This is a genomic window from Pectobacterium aroidearum, assembly GCF_041228105.1.
GTDB classification, from domain to species: domain Bacteria; phylum Pseudomonadota; class Gammaproteobacteria; order Enterobacterales; family Enterobacteriaceae; genus Pectobacterium; species Pectobacterium aroidearum.
In genome coordinates this window covers 2,010,109-2,033,540 of the sequence record NZ_CP166097.1, presented here as the reverse complement: position 1 = coordinate 2,033,540, position 23,432 = coordinate 2,010,109, and the positions used below count along the sequence as shown (strand labels likewise).

The window sequence follows — 23,432 nt, the reverse complement described above, 5'->3', positions numbered from 1 at the left end:
ATGACAGCGATACCCTATCACACCACTCTTAGGCTAAATGGGGTAATTAGCGTGAAAAATGCCACCTTATCGACCCATCGATTTTTCTTTTACGGAAAATAATGACATGCCGATAAATGTAGGCGAAATGTTTTATTGATTGCGCAATCAGGGAGTTCTGTTTTGTCACGTCACAACGTTAAGTATATCGTTCAACAACCAAGCAGAGATAGAGTATGAACGCCTCATTAACCGGCGCCGCTACCGGTAAAAATAGCTTTGGCGAAATACTCAACCGGTTACGCGCCAATCCGAAGATTCCGCTATTGATCGCAGCTGCTGCGACTATTGCCATTGTCGTCGCGTTAACGCTATGGGCTAAAGGTCCAGATTATCGGGTTCTTTATAGCAATATAAATGACCGGGATGGCGGTGCGATTGTCGGCGAATTAACAAAGCTGAATATCCCTTATCGCTTTGCGGAGAGCGGCGGCGCGATCATGATTCCCGCCGAAAAGGTCTATGAGACCCGACTCCGACTTGCTCAACTTGGCCTGCCAAAAGGTGGTGCAGTTGGCTTTGAATTGCTCGACCAGGAAAAATTTGGCATCAGCCAATTCAGCGAGCAGATTAATTATCAGCGTGCGCTGGAAGGTGAGCTGTCCAGAACGATAGAAACGCTCGGCCCTGTTCAGAATGCGCGAGTTCACCTTGCCATACCGAAGCCTTCACTGTTCGTTCGTGAGCAAAAAGCCCCCTCTTCTTCTGTCACCCTAACGTTACAGCCAGGCCGTGCATTAGATGAAGGCCAAATCAACTCCATCGTTTACATGGTTTCCAGCAGCGTTGCTGGCCTGCCTCCAGATAATGTTACGGTCGTCGATCAGACCGGACGTCTGTTGACTCAGGCGGGTGGAAGCGGTCGAGATCTGAATGCAGCGCAGCTTAAGTACAGCAACGAAGTCGAAGCTATGTACCAGCGCCGCATAGAATCAATCATCGCCCCCATGGTCGGTATGGGTAACGTGCATGCCCAGGTCACCGCACAAATTGATTTCTCTGCCCGCGAACAGACTGACGAGCAGTATCAACCTAACCAACCGCCAGATAAAGCGGCCGTTCGCTCTCAGCAGACCAGCCAGAGTGAGCAACGAGGCGGCCCTAACGTAGGTGGTGTTCCTGGTGCCTTGTCCAATCAGCCAGCGCCTGCTCCAACCGCGCCTATCGCAACACAGCCAAACAATGCTAATGCCAATGCGAACAATCAGGCTGGCCAACAGAACCAGAACCAAAACAATGCAGCGGGTGCGCAAGCCAATGCGGCAAACGCGAATACCGTCATTCAAACATCAAATATTCGTAATGATGCAACAACCAACTATGAAGTTGATAAGACGATTTTACATACCAAACACAGTACGGGTGGTGTAAAGCGTTTGTCTGCTGCCGTTATCGTTAACTACCAGCCACCTGGTGAAGACGGCAAACCGGTTGCACTAACGGAAGAACAGATTAAACAGATTGAAACAGTAGCACGTGAAGCAATGGGCTTTTCTGCTGAACGCGGTGATACATTGAATGTCGTTAATACGCCATTTATGGACAGCACCGACGGTTCTGGCGAACTCCCCTTCTGGCAAAAACAGGCATTCTTCGATCTGCTGATGGAAGCTGGCCGTTGGCTGCTGGTTCTGATCGTTGCCTGGATTCTGTGGCGTAAGCTGGTTCGTCCACAATTGCAGAGAAAAGCACAGCAGCAAGAAGCGGCACTGGCAGCGGCTGCCCTGTCTCAAGGTGCAGACAACGATGTTATGGTCAACCTGAGTAGCTCGGAAGTTGAACAGCAGCGGAAATCGCAACAACGCGTCAATGCAGAAATGCAAAGTAACCGCATACGTGAAATGGCAGAGAACGATCCACGCGTTGTCGCTCTGGTAATTCGTCAATGGATGAGTACTGAACTATGACCCTGACAGGAACAGAAAAAAGCGCCATCTTATTGATGACCATTGGTGAAGACCGCGCCGCAGAGGTGTTTACTCACCTTTCGACCAAAGAAGTACAGCATCTCAGTGCTGCGATGGCGAACATGCGACAGGTATCACAACAGCAGTTGCTCGAAATCCTGAGAGAATTTGAGGCGGACTCAGAGCAATATGCTGCGCTCAGCGTGAATGCCGGCGACTACCTTCGCTCAGTGCTTGTCAAAGCGCTTGGTGAAGAACGAGCATCTAGCCTGTTGGAAGATATTCTTGAAAGCCGCGACTCTACGAGTGGGATGGAAACACTCAACTTTATGGAGCCGCAGATTGCCGCAGACCTTATTCGCGACGAACACCCACAGATTATCGCAACAATTTTGGTGCATCTGAAGCGTGCTCAGGCTGCCGATATCTTAGCTCTGTTTGACGAACGCCTTCGTCATGATGTCATGCTACGTATTGCGACCTTCGGCGGCGTTCAGCCTTCCGCACTGGCAGAATTGACAGACGTTCTGAATGGCTTGCTGGACGGACAGAACCTCAAACGCAGCAAGATGGGTGGTGTTCGTACTGCGGCTGAAATTATCAACCTGATGAAAACTCAGCAGGAAGAAGCGGTTATTGATGCCGTACGCGAGTTCGATGGCGAATTGGCACAGAAAATCATCGACGAAATGTTCCTGTTCGAAAACCTGGTGGACGTGGACGACCGCAGCATCCAGCGTCTTCTGCAAGAAGTCGAGTCCGAGTCTCTGCTGTTGGCATTGAAAGGTGCCGAAGAGCCTTTGCGCGAGAAATTCCTGCGCAACATGTCTCAACGTGCGGCAGAAATTCTTCGCGACGACCTTGCGACCCGCGGCCCGGTACGTATGTCGCAGGTGGAAAACGAGCAGAAAGCCATTCTGCTTATCGTTCGTCGACTGGCAGACAGCGGCGAGATGATTATCGGTGGCGGCGAGGATGCTTATGTCTAACGCCCCCAAGAACCTGGCCTGGCAACCCTGGAAGCTTAACGATCTGGCTGAGCCCGTTTCGAAACCAGTCATCCCAACCTATCAGGTAAATGATGAGCCTGAGATGCCTGACATGGAGCGTTTCGCTGAAGAAAACGCTCTTTCAGCAGCCGAGGACGAGTTGGCTTCTCTGCGCGAAAGCACACTTCAGCAAGCGCGAGAAACAGGTTTTGCGCAAGGCCACCAACAAGGCTATGACGCGGGCTATCAGGAAGGTTTAGCCAAAGGGCAACAGCAGGGTCTGCAGAATGCCCTGCAGCAGCAACAGCCGATCATCGAACAGATGCAGAATATGGTCACCGAATTTCAACAGACGTTGGATACACTCGACAGTGTGATCCCAGCTCGTCTGATGCAGTTGGCTCTGACCGCAGCCAAGCAGATTTTGGGACAACCTCCGGTATGCGACGGTAACGCGCTGCTCGGTCAGATACAGCAATTGATTCAGCAAGAACCTATGTTTTCGGGTAAAACGCAACTGCGCGTTCACCCTTCAGACCTGGAACGCGTTGAACAGTATTTGGGCCCGACACTCAGTTTGCATGGCTGGAGATTACTTGCCGATAGCCAACTTCATCCTGGTGGCTGTAAAGTCAGCGCGGAAGAAGGCGATCTGGATGCCAGCCTAGCAACGCGCTGGCATGAGCTTTGCCGTTTAGCTGCACCGGGAGAACTATGATGACTTCACGCCTCGGACGCTGGCTTTCTTCTCTCGATTCATTTGAGAAGCGTATTGACGACACGCCTTCGGTACGTCGTTACGGCCGCTTAACCCGGGCGACAGGTTTAGTATTGGAAGCGACAGGGTTGCATATGCCACTGGGCGCCACCTGCCTCATCGAACGACAGAATGGCTCTCAGGTTGAAGAAATCGAAAGTGAAGTGGTCGGGTTCAACGGGCAAAAACTCTTTCTCATGCCGCTGGAAGAAGTTGAAGGCATTACCCCCGGCGCACGCGTTTATGCCCGCGTCGGCCAGGACAGCAGCAGTCAGGGAAAACAATTACCATTAGGCCCTGAACTACTTGGCCGGGTGCTGGATGGTAGCGCAAAACCGCTGGACGGTTTACCTGCACCGGATACAGGCTATCGTGCACCGCTAATTACACCGCCGTTCAACCCATTACAAAGAACGCCGATCGAAAGTGTTCTGGATGTAGGTGTCCGAGCCATCAACGCCTTGCTTACCGTGGGCCGGGGGCAGCGAATGGGTCTGTTTGCTGGTTCAGGGGTGGGTAAAAGTGTGCTGTTGGGCATGATGGCGCGTTATACTCAAGCTGACGTCATCGTTGTCGGCCTTATCGGTGAACGTGGCCGAGAAGTAAAAGATTTTATCGAGAATATTTTAGGCACAGAAGGACGAGCGCGTTCCGTCGTTATTGCTGCGCCAGCGGATGTTTCTCCATTATTAAGGATGCAGGGCGCCGCTTATGCCACGCGTATTGCGGAAGATTTTCGCGATCGTGGATATCACGTTCTGCTCATCATGGATTCGCTCACGCGTTATGCCATGGCACAGCGTGAAATTGCTTTAGCAATTGGCGAACCGCCGGCAACCAAGGGGTATCCCCCTTCTGTCTTTGCCAAATTGCCCGCGCTGGTAGAACGTGCAGGTAATGGTATTCATGGAGGTGGTTCAGTCACCGCCTTCTATACTGTTCTAACAGAAGGTGACGATCAGCAGGATCCAATAGCCGACTCCGCTCGCGCCATCCTGGACGGACATATTGTGTTGTCTCGTCAATTGGCTGAGTCTGGTCACTATCCAGCAATTGATATCGAAGCCTCGATTAGCCGTGCGATGACCGCGCTGATAGATGAAGGCCACTACGCTTCTGTGAGACAGTTTAAACAGTTACTATCCAGTTACCAACGTAACCGTGATTTAGTCAGTGTTGGCGCCTACGCCGCAGGCAGTGACCCTATGCTCGACAAAGCTATTCGGCTCTATCCGCACCTGGAAGCCTTCTTGCAGCAGGGTATGTTTGAACAAAGTAACTATGCAGAATCTTGCCAGGCGTTGCACACTATTTTCCCTCGTAACGAGTAGGAGAGCAGATGAAAACCCAGTCACCGCTGGTTACACTACGCGAACTGGCGCAGAAAGAGGTTGAGAAAGCAGCAGGCCAGTTGGGACAGGTGCGTCAGGCGCATCAACAAGCAGAACAGCAGCTCAATATGCTGTTAAACTATCAGGATGACTATCGTCAAAAATTGAACTCGACGATGTCTGCTGGTATGGCGAATAATAGCTGGCAGAATTATCAGCAGTTCATCCGAACGCTGGACAGTGCAATTGAGCAACACAGACAACAGCTCTCGCAGTGGACATCACGTTTAGATTTAGCAATGAAGACCTGGCAAGAAAAGCAGCAGCGATTGAACGCCTTTGAGAAACTGCAAGATCGTGAGTTGACAAGACAGCTTGCCAAAGAAAACAAAATAGAACAAAAACAAATGGATGAATTTGCCCAACGGGCCTCACAGAGGAAAGCAGAATCATGAATCTGTCCGCGTTACCCATAGCGACTACTGTCAGTGATACGAGCAGTTCTTCTGCTTCTCTGCTGACACAGGGCGAGCTGCCAAAAGATTTTGTTGATCTGTTGAGCAAACGCATATCGCAAATAGCCGATACATCGGATAAAAAAACACTCGAAAAAGTGGACGAAGAAGCGCTGCTAAACGCTTTAGGGAAAGATGCTGCTTCCCTCAGCCGCGATGATTTAAACGCGCTGCTTTCTTCGTTCAGTTCACTTACTGGCGCAGCCATTACTGCGGGTAAGCAAAATCCAGACATTGCCGAACAGGCGAAGCTTAAGGGCCTGGACAAGAAAGACAGTACCAGTACGTCAGATGACGCCGTCGCGATGCAGGCGCTGCTTGCTATGTTGCAGACAACGCCACTTGCGACGCAGCCTGCCACTGATAGCATTGCCGCGACTGCCGTAAATGCGGGATTAACGATTCCGGGGCTCATTGACGCAAAACGCCAGAATGAGGCTCCTACTTCTGTACTGAACAGTACGGGTGAGAATGCCAAAAGTACCTTGGCAAAGCTGCTAGACACATCAGTAATGCCGGATAAAGATGCGGGTATATCACGCGATCTGCGCCATGCAGCCAAACAAACCTCATCTCCTGCGACAGAGTCAGCAGATGACGCAGCCAAGTTTGCGCTAACGACGCCAAATTCCCTAGCAGGCGATCGCAATGCCTCTGAATCGGTTTCCACCTTAAGCAACAGCGTGTCTCAAACCACACCGCCTGTCGCACAGGCTATGCATATTCAGCCAGCAGCAGTGGGGACGACCACACCAGCACCTCAGGCAGCAAGCGCGCAGTTGAATGCACCGTTTGGCTCACCACAATGGCAAGACGCATTGGGACAGCAGATAGTGATGTTCAGCCGTAATGGACAGCAGACCGCGGAACTACGTTTGAACCCGCAGGAACTGGGCGCTCTGCACATCAGCCTAAAAATTGATGATAATCAGGCACAGATTCATCTGGCATCAGCAAGCAGTCAGGTTCGTTCAGCACTGGAAGCTGCGCTGCCCCACCTGCGTAATGCGATGGCAGAAAGCGGAATTAACCTTGGCCAAAGCAGCGTAGGTAGTGATTCCTCTGCCTGGCAACAGCAAATGGCCAGTAATAATAACGACGGCAATAACCGTGGCCCGTCTTATCAGCAGCAATTTGGTCATTCAGCAGAAGGCACGGGTGAATTACTAAATGTACCAGAACAGTTAAGATCAATGGCGTCATCGGTCAACGGCGTTGATATCTTTGCCTGAAACTGAAGTAAACGAATAAGTTAGCACGGTTTTCCCTGCCTATTCTCTGTATTGAACATAGCAATAGGCAGGATAATCATCGACATTACGCATTTATTTATTGCTGGTTTCATCCAGCAGTAAATATCGATAAGTAACGGGAACTATCTTTGGCTATGTCTGATATGCAAGTTCGACCAGGACGTAAACGGTCTATTTGGCTAATACTACTGATTATCGTTGCTCTCGCTGCGACTGGTGCTGCGGGCGCCGCCTGGTGGCTATTAAATCAGAAAAACTCAGCAACGGCCGAGCAGGAAGCACCGCCACCGCCAGAGCCTGTTTTCATGCCGCTGGATACCTTTACCGTTAATCTCGTCAATGCAGATAACGATCCTGACCGCGTCCTGTATGTTGGCTTCACGCTGCGTTTACCAGATGAAGCAACGCGCACACGGTTTACTAATTATCTGCCAGAGGTTCGCAGCAGACTGTTATTGTTACTTTCTCGTCAGGACGCGATTGCGCTCGCTAATGAGCAAGGCAAACAGAAGCTGATTGAGCAAATTAAGCAAGTGCTAAGCCCACCATTAGTTCCTGGTCAACCTAACCAGGTCGTTACTGATGTTCTGTTCACGGCCTTTATACTGCGGTAACCATTATGGGCGATAGCATTCTTTCACAAGCAGAAATTGATGCATTATTAAATGGCGACAGCGGCGATAGCGACGCTGATGCCAATGCGTCGTCAAAAGTGGATGGGGGCGTCAAACCCTACGATCCGAATACGCAACGACGTGTTATCCGCGAGCGTTTACAGGCATTAGAAATCATTAATGAGCGTTTTGCGCGCCAATTCCGTATGGGATTGTTTAACCTGTTACGCCGCAGCCCTGATATCACCGTAGGTGGAATCAAGATCCAGCCGTACCATGAGTTTGCCAGGAACCTTCCTGTACCGACAAACCTGAATCTGATTCATTTAAAACCACTACGCGGCACGGCTCTGTTTGTATTTTCACCAAGTCTGGTGTTTATCGCCGTAGATAATCTTTTCGGCGGCGATGGGCGCTTTCCGACGAAAGTCGAAGGACGTGAATTTACCCATACAGAACAGCGCGTAGTTAAGCGTATGTTGCGCTTGGCTCTGGAAGCCTATGGCGAAGCCTGGAATGCGATTTACAAACTTGACATCGAATACGTACGTTCAGAAATGCAGGTCAAGTTTACCAACATCACAACGTCGCCTAATGATATCGTCGTGACTACACCGTTTCATGTTGAAATCGGTTCACTAACTGGCGAATTTAACATCTGTATTCCTTTTTCGATGATCGAGCCGCTGCGCGAACTGCTTGCGAATCCACCATTGGAAAACTCACGTCAGGAAGACCAGAGCTGGCGAGACACCTTAGCCAAGCAGGTACAGCATTCCGAATTGGAGCTGGTCGCAAGCTTTGTTGATATTCCGCTGCGCTTGTCCAAGATTCTGAAGCTCCAACCCGGCGATGTGTTACCGATCGACAAACCTGACAAAATCATTGCCCATGTTGACGGTGTGCCGGTGATGACCAGCCAATATGGCACATTGAACGGGCAATATGCTCTACGTGTTGAACATTTGATTAACCCTATATTGAATTCTCTGGATAACGAGGAACAGCCCCATGAGTGACACCAAGAAACCGTCCGACGACAAGGAATCAGTGGACGATCTGTGGGCTGATGCATTTAACGAGCAACAGGCTGCAGAAAAACCGGCCGCGACAACCGAAGGCATTTTCAAATCGCTGGAAGGTCATGATCCGCTGGGTGCCTTACAGGATATCGATCTTATTCTGGATATTCCTGTCAAACTCACCGTTGAGCTTGGCCGGACAAAAATGACGATAAAAGAGCTTCTGCGTCTCACCCAAGGTTCTGTTGTCGCACTTGATGGCTTGGCTGGTGAACCGCTGGATATCCTGATCAATGGTTATCTCATCGCTCAGGGTGAAGTTGTCGTCGTATCTGACAAGTATGGTGTGCGTATTACCGACATCATCACACCATCCGAACGTATGCGCCGCCTGAGTCGTTAATGGCAATAGCCTCGGTCTCACCTCCGACTCCAGTAACAAGTCAGCAGTCGACGCTTGTTACTGAGCCACCACTTACCGGCAGCATGCTACTGACACAGGTTGGTAGTGTGCTCGCTGGTATTTTATTATTTATTCTGCTGATTGCCTGGTTCGTTCGCAAACTGGGTTTTGTACCGCAAGCCAAGCAAAATAAGTTGCTAAAAGTGGTATCCAGTTGCCCTGTTGGGCAACGTGAACGTGTAGTTATTGTAGAAGTTGATAATACCTGGCTAGTGTTAGGTGTTACTGCTCAACAAATCACACCTCTGCATACGCTCCCAGCACAACCAACCAACGACAGTTCATCTGCTGGCGGTAACAAGCCGGTCGATTTCAACCAACTGTTAAAGAAAGTTTTAAAGCGTCCGGAAAAGTCGGAATGAGTGCCTTGCCTAATTATTTTCGTATCACCGCTTTGTTACGCACGCTACGCTATGGTTTAGCCATCAGCTTATTGCTTCTGGCTCCATCGGTGTGGGCCCAGCTTCCTGGAATTGTGACTCAGCCGCTACCTAACGGTGGACAGAGCTGGACGCTATCAGTACAAACGCTGGTTTTCCTCACGTCATTAACGTTTATTCCTGCCGCATTGTTAATGATGACTAGCTTCACTCGGATCATCATTGTACTGAGCTTGTTACGCAACGCGCTGGGTACGCCAACCGCACCACCGAACCAGGTCTTGTTAGGGCTGACGCTTTTCCTGACGTTTTTTGTTATGTCGCCAGTATTAAACCGCGTTTATGAAGAAGCCTATCTTCCCTTCAGCCAGGATCAAATCAGTATGGAGGTCGCCATCGAACGCGGGGCAGAGCCTGTGCGTGAATTCATGCTGCGGCAAACCCGGGAAACCGATCTGGCGTTGTTTACTCGGTTGGCTGAAATTCCTGAAATTCAGGGGCCTGAAGCGGTTCCCATGCGTGTGCTTCTCCCTGCATTTGTGACAAGTGAACTAAAAACCGCTTTCCAGATTGGCTTTACTATATTTATCCCTTTCCTGATCATTGACCTCGTTGTTGCCAGCGTATTGATGGCACTAGGGATGATGATGGTTCCTCCGGCAACCATTTCCTTGCCTTTCAAGCTCATGCTTTTTGTATTAGTCGATGGCTGGCAGTTGCTACTCGGTTCATTAGCCCAAAGTTTTTATAGTTAGACGGATAGAGGAATGCGACTATGACACCAGAATCGGTGATGGCGCTTGGCTATGAAGCAATGAAGATAGCATTGGCGCTTGCAGCCCCTCCATTGATAGCGGCACTGCTCAGCGGGCTGACGATCAGCCTCTTGCAGGCGGCGACTCAGGTAAACGAAATGACACTGTCGTTTATCCCTAAAATCCTCACCGTATTCTTCACTTTAGTGATCGCTGGCCCCTGGATGTTAAACCTCATGCTGGACTACATGCGTACGCTATTCGGCCAGTTACCTAATATTATTGGGTAAGCATGCTGACGTTTAATAGTTGGGACATGGTGAATTGGGTCAGCCAGTTTTTCTGGCCTTTTGTCAGAATTCTTGCGTTGATTAGCACTGCTCCTGTCTTTAACGAAAGAGCGATTGGGAACCGGGTGAAAATTGGTCTGGGTGTGCTGATCACCCTACTGGTTGCGCCCTATTTGCCATTAAACACCACGCCTATCTTTTCCGTCGCGGGTATATGGCTGTTAATACAACAAGTTCTCATCGGCGTTACTCTCGGCCTGTCAATGCAGTTAGCATTTGCCGCGATTCGCCATGCCGGCGAACTTATTGGTTTACAGATGGGACTCGCCTTTGCGACCTTTTTTGATCCCACTGGCGGCCCGAATATGCAGGTAATAGCGCGTTTTCTGAATATTCTTGCCATCTTACTGTTCCTGACATTTGATGGTCATCTCTGGATGATTTCGTTATTAGCAGATAGCTTCTATACTCTGCCCATCAGCACCAATCCTATTAACAGCCATGCCTTTCTCGCGCTTGCTCGTGCCGGTGGACTGATTTTTATTAACGGATTGATGCTGGCGCTGCCAATCATCACCCTGCTGCTAACTATTAACCTGGCCTTAGGCATGCTTAACCGCGTTGCCCCACAGCTCTCGATATTTGTCGTGGGTTTCCCGATAACCCTTACCGTGGGTATCATGACGCTAGGTTTGTTAATTCCGTTAATCCCACCATTTGCAGAGCACTTATTCAGCGAAGTTTTCGATTTACTCGCTGATATCCTTACCCAGCTATCCAGCCCCTAATTTCCTATAAGCAAACATAAGTCGATGTGACTGACTAGTCAGGGATCCGCTTTTCTGTCGCCCATGCCCTACTTCAATTTTTATATAATTAGCCCCGTCGCGATCGTGGGGAATAGCATGTAGTCACACATGCCATGTCAAATATCAATGCGCTAACAAGATGAGGATAATATAAAGAGAATTAGAATTAACAGGGAAAAGGGAAAATGTAGAGCAATGACGGTAGGATAAAAAATGGCATGTCATCCAATATAATAAAGAGAATGACACGCCCAAAAAATACGCCCGGTTTAAGCGTATTCAAACCGTACAGTAGAATAGATAAATGTTTTCTATTACTACTATTTCATCTGGAATAACGACATACCCTGCATGTTCTGGAAAGCCGTATAAGAAGCCTGCAGAGAAGACTGCTGCATGATATAAGACGAGATCGCTTCATACCAGTCGGTGTCCTGCAACTGCGACAATGTCGTTTTATTCGCTACATCACGATCTTTACCAACCGCATCGAGATTATCAATCTCATTGAGCTGGATACCCAATTCGGCCCGAACGGATGAGATGTTATTAAGTGAATTGTTTAAACCACGGTTTGCCGTTTCTAACGCTGCAGCAACATTGGCTTTTGTTACATCATCAGCATCCGCAAGTGGGGTTTCAAGCGCTTTAATTGCAATGTCTAGCGTTTCAAATAAATCCGACTGGATACTCCCATCCGGTTCTTTTTTGGCATCACCAGTTACACCATTGAAAACCGCAGAGCCAGTATGGCCGACTGTCATATTTCGAGCGGAATCAACACGCTGTGAAATGGCCTGATTTCCGCCGACGTACTGAATTCCCGTCGCACCGTCAACAAAAGGAGGATTATCGGTTTCATAACCAGAAAAAATATAGTTACCATTACCATCGGTACTGTTAGCCATATTCAACAATTCAGCCTTCATACCGCGCAGAGAAGTCGCGACCGATTTACGGTCGTCGTCATTCAAAACACCGCCGCCTTTGATGACTTCAGTCAATGCGCTGGTAATTGTGGTCGAGCTCTTATTAAGAATAGATTCTTCCAAAGACATACTTTGCTTAGCAAACGTACGCGCCAACGTATACTGACTGTTTTCTGATTGAGCCTGGCCAAGCATAATGGCGCTCGCCGCCGCAATCGGATCGTCTGATGGATTTACGACGCGTTTACCGGTTGATAACTGCTCACCCGTTTTTTGCCACGTTGCCTGACCATTAATAATGCCTTGCATATTTTGCTGGTACATCATGCTGGTACTTAAGCGCATGGTATCAATTCCTCTTTCTCAAATGGTCAAACTAGCTACGAGCCGCCAACAGCGCATCAAATATAGATTGTGCAGTCTTTATTACCTGAGCATTTGCCATATAGTATTGCTGGTAACGCATCAGATCGCCGTATTCTTCATCGAGGTTTACACCAGATACGGACTGCTGTTCTGCCGTTAATTGCTTAACAACGTTTTGCTGCGATGTATTGTTTATTTTCAGGGTGCTGGTTTGGTTACCAATCTCTCCGACCAAGCCCGCGTATGCGCCGGAAATACTCGCTTTACCGCCCACAATTTTTTCATTTTGCAGTGCAAGTAACGCTTTAGCATTCGTGTTATCGCTAACACCACCAAACACAGGATTACCGCTTCCATCTACTACAGGATTGCCAGCATCATCAAGCTTCACGGACGCCGCAGCAATTTTACTAGGATCGGAAATAGCCACCGACATATCGATAATCACGTCGTTAACCGGCTTGAGCAGGAAAGTATCGTTTGTCGTCGGCGTACCCGTAATCGTCATTTTGATGCCATCAAAATTCAGGCTGCTCTCAGGAGGAGTCCCCGCTGTCGTCACTGCCGCAGTGAATTTTGAATTGTCAGACAAACGGGTCACTTGCCAGTTAGCGCCATCGTATTTGATCGAATAATTGGTTGCCTGCACATCTTTGGAATTGGTGTAAGACGGCGTTAACACGGCATTGCCAGCATTCTTGCTATCATTCAGAACGACCGCTTTACCAAAAGAGAAAAAGTCGCCGCCTTTAACACCATCACGGTCATAACCTTGCTGATGTTGAGCATTAAATGCATCGGCAAATGCCAACGCGAGCTGCCCAAGCTGATTACGTGCCTCATCCAGCGTTTCTGTACGGAAAGAGAGCAACCCACCTAATGAACCACCTGTTAAAGTACTCTCATTCAGCGAGACAACATCATTTGTCTGGTCTCTATACCCAACGGTCAGGCGAGTCGGATCGCCGCTAGAACCAATGGCGACCAGTTGGTTGCTCGTTCCAGCCTGAACCAGGTTAGTACCATTCTTCAATGCAACGTTGTAAACAATGCCATCCTGGACAGTAACATCAACACCCACCAGCTTATTGAGCTGATCGACCAGAAGATCACGCTGATCGAGCAAATCGTTAGGCATCGTGCCGCTATTTGCTCCCATTAGCTTCGTGATTTCATTGTTTAAAGACGCAATTTGTTCAGTATATGTATTAACCTGACCAACGGTGCTTTGAATCTGCGTATTCAGACCGCTGTCCATATCACGCAAATATTTATCTGTAACTTTAAACTGGTTTACCAGCCCTTCTGCCTTACCCAGCACGGTTTGGCGAGTCGATGAATCGCCGGCGTTACTGGTCAGGTTTTGCAGGTTAGAAAAGAAACCCTGAATCGTTGATGAAAGGCTTGTTGTGCTGCTGGCCAGCAAGTTATCAATCTTGGAGATCTGCTCGTAGTACGCCGTGACAGAGCTGCTTGTTGTTTGCGCAGCACGCAGCTGATTGGTGATAAATTCGTTGTATTGGCGGTTGATACTAACAACATTGACACCGTTACCAATATATCCAGCCGATGTGCTGCTGCTAGTCGCCTGCTCAAGTATCGCATTTTGCCGGCTATAGCCAGTAACAGCCTGATTACTAATGTTGTTACTCACCGTACTGAGCGCAACCTGTGCACCTTTTAAGCCACTCATCGCGGTGTTAATTAAATTGGACATAGGGTGTTGTTCCTTTTACACAGGCTCTTTCGCCCTGCGCGATTAACCAAATGCTGAAAGCAGCAAATACGCTACATAAGTTAATTACTTTATCGGTCAGGAAGCGCAAATCTTGAATAAAAAATTAAAATAGGCCGCTCAAATCGTGCGTATATGCCTTCGCCACTTTCTCACCTGAGTTCTTCATTTGCTGGATCATGCTCACCAGCTTCTGAGCATATTGTGGATCCGTTGCATAACCCGCTTTTTGTAACGCATGAGCTGCCTGCTCAGCCGTTCCAGCGCTCATCACCGCTGAATAACGTGGGTTGTTGGTGAGCAATTTCACATAATCGCCAATCGCTTCAATATAGGAATCGTACACCCGGAAACTCGCCTTGACCTTCTTGGCTACGCCCTGCTCATACTCTGTCGTGGTGATCTCAGTTGTCGGCCCATTCCAGCTACTGCCCGCTTTGATACCGAACAGGTTGTGACTAGGACGCCCATCTTCGGTAGGAATTTCACGCTGGCCCCAACCAGACTCAAGCGCCGCCTGAGCAATAATAAGATGGTGGGGTATACCGCTATGCTGGCTAGCAATCTGAGCGGGCAAAGAAATCTGCGACACAAAGTTACTATTGGATAGCGGCAAGGCTGAACCGGTAGTGGGCAGTTTAGGCAGCGCTTTACGCACCATCTGCTCGACGGCCGCCGTTGGCATGGTTTTTAGCACATCACCATCGAATGTTAATGGAACAGAAGGGACCGGTGCTTTAGCTGCTGCCGCATCGGGAGATTGACGAGTCAATTGCTCAACCATGACATCCGCGAGCCCCAATCCCTTGCCCTTCGTTGAGATCTCCTGGGCAATTTGCTGGTCATACATTGAGGTATACAGACGCGTCTGATCGCTGTTGAAGAGCCCGTCCTGCGGAATCGCAGAACGCATGCTTTTCATCATCAATTGCACAAACACACCTTCCATCTGTTGCGCAACCGCCCTGATACCCTCTTTACTTTGGGGATTACCTGAAACTTCACGTTTCAGCGTATTCAGGGACTGCGCATCATAGGCCGCATTATTCAGCGTCTGTATATCACTCATTAGATAATTTCCAGTTTGGCACGCAAGCAGCCAGCGCTTTGCATCGCCTGCAGAATAGACATCAGCTCCATCGGCGTCGCCCCCAAAGAATTCAGTGCACGCACGACATTGTTGAGGTTGGCGCTGGAATTGACTCGCTGCAGAGCCCCACCCGCCTGCTGAACCGAAATCTCTGTTTGCGGAGTCACAACTGTCTGCCCGCCGCCAAATGGGGTATTGGGCTGACTGACGTTAGCCTGCTGATTAATCGTCACAGAAAGGTTGCCCTGAGCGATAGCGCAGCTATCCAGCGTGACATCACGGTTCATCACGACAGAACCTGTGCGAGAATTGATCACCACCTTGGCATCCTGAATACCGACGTTAACTTCAATATTCTGGACATCGGCCAAAAAGCGCACCTGAGAACTGTTGCCATGTGGAGCAAGCACCTGAATGGTACGAGAATCCAGCGGAGTAGCCGTGCCACCATATCCAGAGCGGTTAATGGCATCGCTCACTTTCTGCGCCATGGAGAAGTCGTCATTTTTCAGTTGCAGCATAATGGTATTCGATGCACCAAATGTGCTGGGTAACTCTCGCTCGATAACCGCACCATTACTGATCCGGCCGCCGGCAAGCTGGTTAACCTGAACACTACTTCCGCCAGCGGATGCCCCAGCACCGCCAACCAGCACATTACCTTGAGCAAGGGCATAGACCTGATTATCGACCCCTTTCAATGGGGTCATTAACAGTGTCCCACCGCGCAGGCTCTTCGCGTTACCGAGTGAAGAAACAACAACATCAATATTCTGGCCAGCTCTACCGAAAGGCGGAAGCTCCGCCGTGACCATCACCGCAGCAACGTTTTTCAGTTGCATGTTGGTTCCGGCTGGCACGGTAATACCTAATTGGGAAAGCATGTTAGTTAAGCTTTGCGTGGTAAACGGCGTCTGCATCGTCTGGTCACCAGAACCATCCAGACCAACGACTAAACCATAACCAATCAACGCATTACCACGTACGCCCTGGATGTTCACCAGATCGCGAATTCTCTCTGCCGACGCAGGGGCAATATTCAGCGTCAGTAACGTCAGCAGTACAGTGAAAAATGATGCAATCCGCATGGCAGGCCTCTTAAGCTTAGAACGGAGAAACATTGAGGAAGAACCGCTGTAACCAGCCCATGTTTTGCGCTTCGTTAATATAGCCATTGCCGACATATTCAATACGCGCATCCGCAACCTGGGTTGATGGCACCGAGTTATTACCACTAATGGTTCTCGGATTAACTACCCCAGAGAAACGTATAAACTCTGTTCCCTGATTAATGGCAATTTGTTTTTCGCCAACGACCTGTAGGTTGCCATTGGCCAGCACTTGCCCCACAGTAACGGTAATCGTGCCGCTGAACGTATTGTTGGCGTTAGCGCCACCTTTCCCGGTGAAATCATTTGTGCCTGTGGCATCTAATGCAGCACGGTTGTTACCCAGAGGTCCTTCGAGATAGCGTGGTGTCGTCGTCACACCAAACGTCGACGATCCATTACGAGCGGCATTAGCAGATGAACTTTTACTGGCGCTGACATTCTCCTGCAACACGATCGTCAATGTGTCGCCAATATTACGTGGGCGACGATCCTCAAACATCGGCTGGTAGCCATAATTCATAGGCTGCACAGTCTGGAAAATAGAACCATTAGGGCCCGCTAACACTGGTGATGCAGGCTGGGCAGTTGTAGGCCCAGTGACAACTTTATCATGCGGAATATAGGCGCAACCGTTAAGTGCTAACATCGCGATCAATGCCAACAGACGGGGTCGGCGGAGTGGTTTGATAACCGACTTTGCATTTATTATCACTGCGGATATCGCCTTAAATTAATCTATTTCACATATTCACGGGGTAAATCAAAACCATATCGGCCCCACTTATCTGGTGCTTATGGCCATCATTACCCCGTTAAACACTGTCTATATTGCTAACATCAGACCACCAGAGCACCCGCCCTCGTTCCTGAAAGTAGCGAGTTACCTATTACAGTTGAGTCAATTTCTGCAACATTTGGTCAGAAGAAGAAATTGCCTTACTGTTGATTTCATAAGCACGCTGCGTCTGAATCATCGATACCAACTCTTCCGCCACATTGACGTTGGAGGTTTCGACATATTTCTGATACAGCAAGCCTGCGCCATTCAAACCTGGGTTTGTTTCATTTGGCGCACCGGAGCTTGCGGTTTCCAGATACAGGTTCTCACCCATGCTCTCAAGGCCGCTATCATTAATGAAGGTCGTCAATGTCAGCTGGCCGATCTGGTTTGTTGCCGCCTGCCCTTGTACTTTAACGCTGACAATACCGTCACGGCCAATGTTCAGTTCTGTCGCATTCGCCGGAACAGTAATAGCGGGCTGAACCTGATAACCGCTGGACGTCACTAACTGACCGTTACCGTCAAGTTGGAAAGCACCGTCACGCGTATAAGCCGTTGTCCCATCAGGCAGCTGAACCTGAAAGAAACCCTGCCCTTTAATGGCAACGTCTTTAGAATTACCGGTTTCGGAAAACGTCCCCTGAGTATGAATACGCTCCGTTGATACCGGACGAACACCGGTACCTAACTGCAAGCCGGACGGTAGCATCGTTTGTTCTGAAGACTGAGCGCCAGGCTGACGAACTGTTTGATACATCAAGTCTTCAAATACCGCACGCTGACGCTTGAAACCATTGGTGCTGACGTTTGCCAAGTTATTGGAAATAACGTCCATATTGGTTTGCTGAGCATTCAAGCCGGTTTTTGCAATCCACAAAGAACGGATCATTTATTCACTCCTGTGCGCACTCGGCGCTTAACCCATTGCTAATATCTGATTAGCGCGTTGTGCATTATCGTCGACGCTGCTAATGACTTTCATCTGCATTTCAAATCGGCGAGCATTGGCAATCATATCGACCATAGTATCGACCGTGTTCACATTACTGCCTTCAATCACGCCCGGCATAATGCGCACGGTGGGATCGTTTTGCAGAACATTACCACGTTGTTGCTGAGCCTGTTGCGTCAAGCGGAATAAACCGTCATCAGACCGCTCAACTTCTTGTCCTGTAGCCTTAACGAGCTTCAAACGCCCCAACTGAGCAATCGTATTCGGTGGATCCCCAGGGTTAAGAGCAGAAATCGTACCGTCAGCAGAAATACTGATCTGGGCCTGCGGCGGCACGTCAATCGGCCCACCGTCGCCCATCACTACACGCCCCTGGATAGTTAACTGCCCATCAGCGTTGATCTCCATATTACCATTACGGGTGTACGCCTCACCGCCGTTAGCTGTTTGTACTGCCAGCCAACTCTCTTTCGGTAAGGCGACATCCATTGCACGGCCAGTATAATTCATCACGCCTTCGGTCATATCAGCACCAGGCGTTGAAGCAACAACCAGCGTTCGGGTGGGCAGTGTCAACCCATTTACCGGCACAGCACGCAGTGCAGAAAGCTGTGCCCGGAAACCCGGCGTTGAGGCGTTAGCCAAGTTGTTCGCAGTAATCGCCTGCTTTTCCAATGACTGGCTCGCGCCACCCATTGCTGTATAAATCGCGTGATCCATGCAATGTCCCCGTTAGGATAATTAACGCAGGCTAACCAGCGTTTGCAGAATGGAATCCTGCGTTTTGATGGTTTGCGCATTCGACTGGTAGTTACGCTGCGCAACAATCATGTTGACCAGCTCTTTACTCAAATCAACGTTCGACATTTCGGTGGATTTACCCACTAGCTTACCCAGGTTTCCGCTACCAGCGAGACCGACAACAGCCTGACCAGAGCTTGCCGTTTCAGACCACGCGTTGTCGCCTTCAGGTGATAAACCTTCTGGGTTAGCAAAACCAGCCAGAAGAATCTGACCCAGAGCCTGTTTCTGACCATTACTATAGCTACCCACGATAGTACCGTCGTCATTGATAGCATAGCCAGTCAGCGATCCCGGACCGAAACCATTCTGAGTTGGGCTCTTGTAGCTATATTCGGTATTTTGCTGCACGCTTCCCGTCAAATCGAGAGCGAACGTACCACCTGCCGCGCCATTCGTCCCAGTCATATTGATAGTAAAAGGCGTATGAGCAGTGGCACCAGTGGAACTTAAAGCACCATTTGCTTCAAAATTCAGCGTTCCAGCATTTTGATAAGTAGCAGGGGTGACTGCGTCATCTTTCGCATACGTCTGCCACGTATTATTCGCCGTTTTGACAAAATACAGCGTGTAGTTATGCACGTTACCCTGACCATCATAGGTTGTTAGTGCAGTCTTGCTGTTATAGGTACCTTCTCCACCAGGTGTTGTCGCCCAGGAGTTTGCTGGAACTGAGTCTGAAGATTTCAGGTTGGCTTTAATGGACGCAGTTGTCGTACGGTTCGCTAACATGTCGCCATCAGGAATCGTCAACGGAACGGGATCGGCACCCGTTTGAACAACTGGAGGCGTCCCCGCTACCGGGTAACCCGTCAGTTGCATACCTTGTGCGTTGACAATATTACGGCCGTTCAGCATGAATTGACCATTACGGCTGTAATAGACGGAACCGTTGGTATCCTGCAGACGGTAAAAACCACCGCCGCTAATCGCAATATCCAGGTCTCGTGAAGAGGAGGTGACGGTACCATTACCGAAATCCTGCAATACCGATGCAACCTTCACACCCATACCCACTTTAGAGCCTGCAAACATATCAGCAAATGTGACAGTACCGGATTTAAAACCTACTGTTGCTGAGTTAGCGATGTTATTACCGATAACATCCAGGTTATTAGATGCCGCGTTTAAGCCACTGACCGCCTGAGAAAAACCCATGTCGTTCTCCAGATGAATTGATTAAGTCATATTCCCGGTAATGCGTTTCACCGGAATACTGTGAAATTTATAGCGTTACAGAATCTGCCGGACATCGTCCATGGTGGCTCTGCCACGCAGTCCTAAATCCAGCAATGCACCGCTATCGCCGCGAACGACACTATTTACAACCGCATAGCTCAATGGCTGAACAACTTGCTGCGCGCCGCCCGTGCTGGCAGCGACAGTGAAGGTATAAGCACCATCAGGCGCAACCGTGCCATCAGAAAGCTTACTATCCCAGTTAAACGAGTGAACACCGGCAGAAAGCGTCCCCAGTTCGATCGTGCGAACGGCTTTACCAGTCGCATCATTAACGGTGACAGTAACGACTTCTGCGGCTTTCTCCAGTTCCACACCAAAGGGTGTACTGGTTTCTTTACCCACAAGAATGTCTTTTCCAGGGATCATGACACTATGACCAATCAGCGTCGTTGCCTGCATGGATTGGTTGTTATTGATCTGGCCGGAAATAGAACCCAAGGTGGTATTCAGTTTTTCAATACCACTCACTGTATTGAGCTGAGCAAGCTGGCTAACAAGCTGATCGTTGCTCATCGGATTCGTTGGATCCTGATTCTTCAACTGCGCAACCAAAAGCGTCAGAAACTGGTTCTGTAGGTCGGCACTACTATTTTTCTCTACCGCCGTTGTCGACGAGACACTCGATGTACTCGTTGCCGAGGAAGTATCATTAATAGTTACAGACATTATTGCGTCTCCCGATTATTGCCCGATCGTTAACGTCTTCAGCATCATCGATTTTGTCGTATTCAAAACTTCGACGTTTGCCTGATAGCTGCGTGATGCAGAAATGGTGTTTACCATCTCAGCCACTGGATCAACATTCGGCATACGAACGTATCCCTGTCCATCAGCCAGCGGATTGCCCGGTTCGTAAACCAGACGTGCGGGTGACGGGTCTTCGATAACATTAGCAACGCGCACGCCGCCAGTTGACTGCCCCGGGGCCGCATTCACTTCGAATACAACCTGCTTGGCGCGATAAGGTTCGCCATCAGGGCCCGTCACGCTGTCTGCGTTAGCCAGGTTACTGGCGCTCACATTCAGACGCTGAGATTGCGCAGAGAGCGCTGAGCCTGAAATTTCGAATATATTTAATAACGACATGAATCTTTACCTTCTCATCGCGCTACGATCACGAACCTGACTGCAAGACCGACATCATGCCTTTAATCTGCCCGCCCAGGACGGTCAGGCTGGTTTGATATTTCAGGCTATTATCGGCAAAATTAGTGCGTTCCCGGTCCATATCGACCGTATTACCGTCCAATGCAGGCTGATCGGGTACGCGATAGAGCAAATCAAGTTCCGGCGGCTGAAAATTCTGTGCCGGTATATGCCGTACAGATGTGGTTTTCAGCGCGATACCTGTACCGTTCACCCGCCCTTGCTCCATCGTTTTACTGAGCTGGCTGGCAAAGTCGATATCCCTGGCCTGATAGCCTGGCGTATCCGCATTAGCAATATTCGCGGCCAGAATTTCCTGCCGCTGGGCACGCAAGTTCAACGCTTCCTGCTGGAACCGCAACGAGGCGTCTAATTTATCAAGCATGCTCCCTCCGCAAGTTAGAATTTGGAGTGGGTAGGATAATTCTCATTATGGCTATGTCATCGAACGAATAGGCACCAAATGCAGCGCTATTTATTGCCTTAACCTTGCGCTGACATCGTTACACTTATTGCCCGACATAATCGGAATCAGGAGCGCTGAACTGGAATGAAAACAATATATTATTACCTTTGTCTGGCGACATCCTGTTTTTTTACCCTATGCGCTCCTGTCAATGCCAATGACCTTCCCGCGCAGATCAATCAATTCTTTGCCTCACGCTTTCAGGGAAGCCCAAATACCGTTAACGTTGTGATAAAATCGCCGGAATCACAGTGGCCACAGTGCGAAGCGCCCCAAATCACGCTGCCCGGGAATACGAAAATGTGGGGTAATGTGAGCCTGTCCATACGTTGTGGACAACAGCGCCGCTTCATTCAAACTGAAGTGCAGGTAACAGGGAACTATGTCACCAGTTCACGGCCGATAAACCGTGGAACAACGCTGACAGAAAAAGACATTAGTTTGACCAAAGGCAGGCTCGATTTATTACCGCTGCGCCCTATACTGACGTTACAAGGCGCACAGGGTGCAGTCCTTTTACGCGATCTCACTCCGGGCCAGGTTATTACCGCTTCCATGATCAGGCGCGCATGGGTCGTCAAGGCCGGTCAGTCGGTGCAGATTATTGCCCAGGGAGAAGGTTTCACGATTAATGGCGAAGGAAAAGCCATGAACAACGCGGCAGCTGGGCAAGCAGTCAGAGTTAGAACGGCAAATGGACAAATAATCAGCGGAATCACGAACGAAGATGGGATTATTCTGATCTCACAGTAATTAATTAAAGATTTGCTCATGTTTGCCGATGATAGTTACAGAGTCATTACTGACGACGTTTTAAAATTGAACACCAATGTGATGGAAATTCTGTAACACATTGATGATTAACTTTTTATCCTCAAATCAGAGGGATGTATTATGAGTATTGATCGCACCCAGTCACTGAAGCCGGTCAGTCAAGTGCAACAACGCGAGTCTGGCGATATCGCTAAAACCAAACGCAAACAGGCTGAGGCTCAGTCTGAAGTCAGCGCAACACAGGTAAAACTGAGCGACGCGCAGGCAAAATTGATGCAGCCTGGTACGCAGGACATCGACATGAACCGTGTTGAAACGCTGAAGCAGGCAATTCGTGATGGCTCACTTAAAATTGATGCCGGAAAGATCGCGGATACATTGCTGAAAGAAACACAGGATTTTTTAGCAGGTAAGTAATATCTATGGAAAATCTGCAATCGATTCTGGAGCAGCTGCTGCATAACCTGCGTGAGCTTGATGCTGTCATGTCTGACGAGCAAACGTTACTTTGCGCGGGGCATATCAATAGTATTGCTCTACAACAGGTGACGGAGAAAAAAACCTCTTTGCTGGCAACGATGCAGCATTTGGAAACTCGACGTCATGACATCGAATCAACGCTTAAGCTGCAAGCACCTTATGATGGTATTGAGAAATTGTCTGCTTACTGGCAGCAGGTTCAAGAGCTAACCAGACGTTTGAACGATCAGAATAAGCACAATGGTCTTCTGCTGAGTCGGCATATTGCCTATACCAATGAAGCCATCAATATACTGAAGCCTCGTCATGGTCAGGGATTGTATGGTCCTGATGGTCAGTCAAAAGGTGTAACAGTGGGCGGTAGAAAAATCACGTTCTAAAAGTCTCTGTATTTCAGCAGAGACTTTTCATCATTTAAAACTGCTACTTTTTTA

The 23,432-nt window shown here is 49.2% G+C and carries 27 protein-coding genes; 16 read left to right on the top strand and 11 right to left on the bottom strand.

The window, feature by feature from the left end:
- Nucleotides 1-215: 215 nt before the first annotated feature.
- The 13 genes from fliF to fliR all read left to right on the top strand — a co-directional run bounded on the left by fliF (nt 216) and on the right by fliR (nt 11,103).
- Nucleotides 216-1,946, top strand: a complete 1,731-nt coding sequence (fliF, locus tag AB8809_RS09390) for a flagellar basal-body MS-ring/collar protein FliF (RefSeq protein ID WP_205946712.1) — start codon at nt 216-218, stop codon at nt 1,944-1,946.
- Nucleotides 1,943-2,935, top strand: a complete 993-nt coding sequence (gene fliG / locus AB8809_RS09385) for a flagellar motor switch protein FliG (RefSeq protein ID WP_015840781.1) — start codon at nt 1,943-1,945, stop codon at nt 2,933-2,935. The genes fliF and fliG overlap by 4 nt, the downstream gene beginning before the upstream one ends.
- Entirely contained in the window at nt 2,928-3,653 is a 726-nt protein-coding gene (gene fliH, locus AB8809_RS09380; RefSeq protein ID WP_181828887.1) for a flagellar assembly protein FliH, read from the top strand. Before fliG ends, fliH begins: the two co-directional genes overlap by 8 nt.
- Entirely contained in the window at nt 3,653-5,023 is a 1,371-nt protein-coding gene (fliI, locus tag AB8809_RS09375; RefSeq protein WP_349856271.1) for a flagellar protein export ATPase FliI, read from the top strand. The genes fliH and fliI overlap by 1 nt, the downstream gene beginning before the upstream one ends.
- An 8-nt stretch (nt 5,024-5,031) precedes the next feature.
- On the top strand, nt 5,032-5,478 hold the full coding sequence (gene fliJ, locus AB8809_RS09370; protein ID WP_015840784.1) for a flagellar export protein FliJ: 447 nt from the start codon (nt 5,032-5,034) through the stop codon (nt 5,476-5,478).
- Nucleotides 5,475-6,770: a flagellar hook-length control protein FliK gene (locus AB8809_RS09365; RefSeq protein ID WP_181828888.1), complete on the top strand. Its 1,296-nt coding sequence runs from the start codon at nt 5,475-5,477 to the stop codon at nt 6,768-6,770. Before fliJ ends, AB8809_RS09365 begins: the two co-directional genes overlap by 4 nt.
- 155 nt (nt 6,771-6,925) lie before the next feature.
- The gene (gene fliL / locus AB8809_RS09360) at nt 6,926-7,405 is read left to right on the top strand and encodes a flagellar basal body-associated protein FliL (protein ID WP_015840786.1); all 480 of its coding nucleotides are present in this window, start codon (nt 6,926-6,928) and stop codon (nt 7,403-7,405) included.
- 5 nt (nt 7,406-7,410) lie between these two features.
- Nucleotides 7,411-8,424 carry a flagellar motor switch protein FliM gene (fliM, locus tag AB8809_RS09355; RefSeq protein ID WP_015840787.1) on the top strand — a complete coding sequence of 338 codons (1,014 nt, stop codon included), beginning with the start codon at nt 7,411-7,413 and terminating at the stop codon, nt 8,422-8,424.
- Entirely contained in the window at nt 8,417-8,830 is a 414-nt protein-coding gene (gene fliN / locus AB8809_RS09350) for a flagellar motor switch protein FliN (protein WP_015840788.1), read from the top strand. Before fliM ends, fliN begins: the two co-directional genes overlap by 8 nt.
- On the top strand, nt 8,830-9,252 hold the full coding sequence (gene fliO / locus AB8809_RS09345) for a flagellar biosynthetic protein FliO (protein WP_015840789.1): 423 nt from the start codon (nt 8,830-8,832) through the stop codon (nt 9,250-9,252). Before fliN ends, fliO begins: the two co-directional genes overlap by 1 nt.
- The gene (gene fliP / locus AB8809_RS09340; protein ID WP_015840790.1) at nt 9,249-10,025 is read left to right on the top strand and encodes a flagellar type III secretion system pore protein FliP; all 777 of its coding nucleotides are present in this window, start codon (nt 9,249-9,251) and stop codon (nt 10,023-10,025) included. Before fliO ends, fliP begins: the two co-directional genes overlap by 4 nt.
- 20 nt (nt 10,026-10,045) lie before the next feature.
- A complete protein-coding gene (fliQ, locus tag AB8809_RS09335; RefSeq protein WP_015840791.1) occupies nt 10,046-10,315 on the top strand; it encodes a flagellar biosynthesis protein FliQ in 270 nt (89 codons plus the stop codon).
- Between the two features lie 2 nt (nt 10,316-10,317).
- Nucleotides 10,318-11,103, top strand: coding sequence for a flagellar biosynthetic protein FliR (gene fliR, locus AB8809_RS09330; RefSeq protein ID WP_015840792.1), 786 nt, complete (start codon nt 10,318-10,320; stop codon nt 11,101-11,103).
- Nucleotides 11,104-11,444: 341 nt separating this feature from the next.
- On the opposite strand, the gene flgL is transcribed toward fliR, so the two are convergent.
- The 11 genes from flgL to flgB all read right to left on the bottom strand — a co-directional run bounded on the left by flgL (nt 11,445) and on the right by flgB (nt 21,663).
- Nucleotides 11,445-12,398: a flagellar hook-associated protein FlgL gene (gene flgL, locus AB8809_RS09325; protein ID WP_015840793.1), complete on the bottom strand. Its 954-nt coding sequence runs from the start codon at nt 12,396-12,398 to the stop codon at nt 11,445-11,447.
- 31 nt (nt 12,399-12,429) lie between these two features.
- Complete coding sequence (gene flgK, locus AB8809_RS09320) at nt 12,430-14,136, bottom strand: flagellar hook-associated protein FlgK (protein ID WP_181828890.1); 1,707 nt, start codon at nt 14,134-14,136, stop codon at nt 12,430-12,432.
- A 124-nt stretch (nt 14,137-14,260) separates the two neighbouring features.
- Entirely contained in the window at nt 14,261-15,223 is a 963-nt protein-coding gene (gene flgJ / locus AB8809_RS09315; protein WP_015840795.1) for a flagellar assembly peptidoglycan hydrolase FlgJ, read from the bottom strand.
- Nucleotides 15,223-16,332 carry a flagellar basal body P-ring protein FlgI gene (locus AB8809_RS09310; protein ID WP_015840796.1) on the bottom strand — a complete coding sequence of 370 codons (1,110 nt, stop codon included), beginning with the start codon at nt 16,330-16,332 and terminating at the stop codon, nt 15,223-15,225. The genes flgJ and AB8809_RS09310 overlap by 1 nt, the downstream gene beginning before the upstream one ends.
- A gap of 16 nt (nt 16,333-16,348) precedes the next feature.
- Nucleotides 16,349-17,062 (bottom strand): flagellar basal body L-ring protein FlgH, encoded by a 714-nt coding sequence (gene flgH, locus AB8809_RS09305; protein WP_043881944.1) that lies wholly within the window; start codon nt 17,060-17,062, stop codon nt 16,349-16,351.
- 181 nt (nt 17,063-17,243) lie between these two features.
- Nucleotides 17,244-18,026: a flagellar basal-body rod protein FlgG gene (gene flgG, locus AB8809_RS09300; RefSeq protein ID WP_010301659.1), complete on the bottom strand. Its 783-nt coding sequence runs from the start codon at nt 18,024-18,026 to the stop codon at nt 17,244-17,246.
- A gap of 27 nt (nt 18,027-18,053) precedes the next feature.
- Complete coding sequence (locus tag AB8809_RS09295; protein ID WP_015840798.1) at nt 18,054-18,809, bottom strand: flagellar basal body rod protein FlgF; 756 nt, start codon at nt 18,807-18,809, stop codon at nt 18,054-18,056.
- Nucleotides 18,810-18,830: 21 nt separating this feature from the next.
- Complete coding sequence (flgE, locus tag AB8809_RS09290) at nt 18,831-20,048, bottom strand: flagellar hook protein FlgE (protein WP_349856123.1); 1,218 nt, start codon at nt 20,046-20,048, stop codon at nt 18,831-18,833.
- A gap of 75 nt (nt 20,049-20,123) precedes the next feature.
- The gene (gene flgD / locus AB8809_RS09285; protein ID WP_349856124.1) at nt 20,124-20,798 is read right to left on the bottom strand and encodes a flagellar hook assembly protein FlgD; all 675 of its coding nucleotides are present in this window, start codon (nt 20,796-20,798) and stop codon (nt 20,124-20,126) included.
- A gap of 15 nt (nt 20,799-20,813) precedes the next feature.
- The gene (gene flgC / locus AB8809_RS09280) at nt 20,814-21,218 is read right to left on the bottom strand and encodes a flagellar basal body rod protein FlgC (RefSeq protein WP_015840801.1); all 405 of its coding nucleotides are present in this window, start codon (nt 21,216-21,218) and stop codon (nt 20,814-20,816) included.
- 28 nt (nt 21,219-21,246) lie between these two features.
- Nucleotides 21,247-21,663, bottom strand: coding sequence for a flagellar basal body rod protein FlgB (gene flgB / locus AB8809_RS09275; protein ID WP_015840802.1), 417 nt, complete (start codon nt 21,661-21,663; stop codon nt 21,247-21,249).
- Between the two features lie 165 nt (nt 21,664-21,828).
- Between flgB and flgA the strand changes: the two genes are divergently transcribed.
- The 3 genes from flgA to AB8809_RS09260 all read left to right on the top strand — a co-directional run bounded on the left by flgA (nt 21,829) and on the right by AB8809_RS09260 (nt 23,378).
- Entirely contained in the window at nt 21,829-22,497 is a 669-nt protein-coding gene (flgA, locus tag AB8809_RS09270; protein ID WP_181828891.1) for a flagellar basal body P-ring formation chaperone FlgA, read from the top strand.
- A 141-nt stretch (nt 22,498-22,638) separates the two neighbouring features.
- Nucleotides 22,639-22,935, top strand: a complete 297-nt coding sequence (gene flgM, locus AB8809_RS09265) for a flagellar biosynthesis anti-sigma factor FlgM (protein WP_349856125.1) — start codon at nt 22,639-22,641, stop codon at nt 22,933-22,935.
- Nucleotides 22,936-22,940: 5 nt separating this feature from the next.
- A complete protein-coding gene (locus AB8809_RS09260; protein ID WP_015840805.1) occupies nt 22,941-23,378 on the top strand; it encodes a flagella synthesis protein FlgN in 438 nt (145 codons plus the stop codon).
- Nucleotides 23,379-23,432 lie beyond the last annotated feature (54 nt).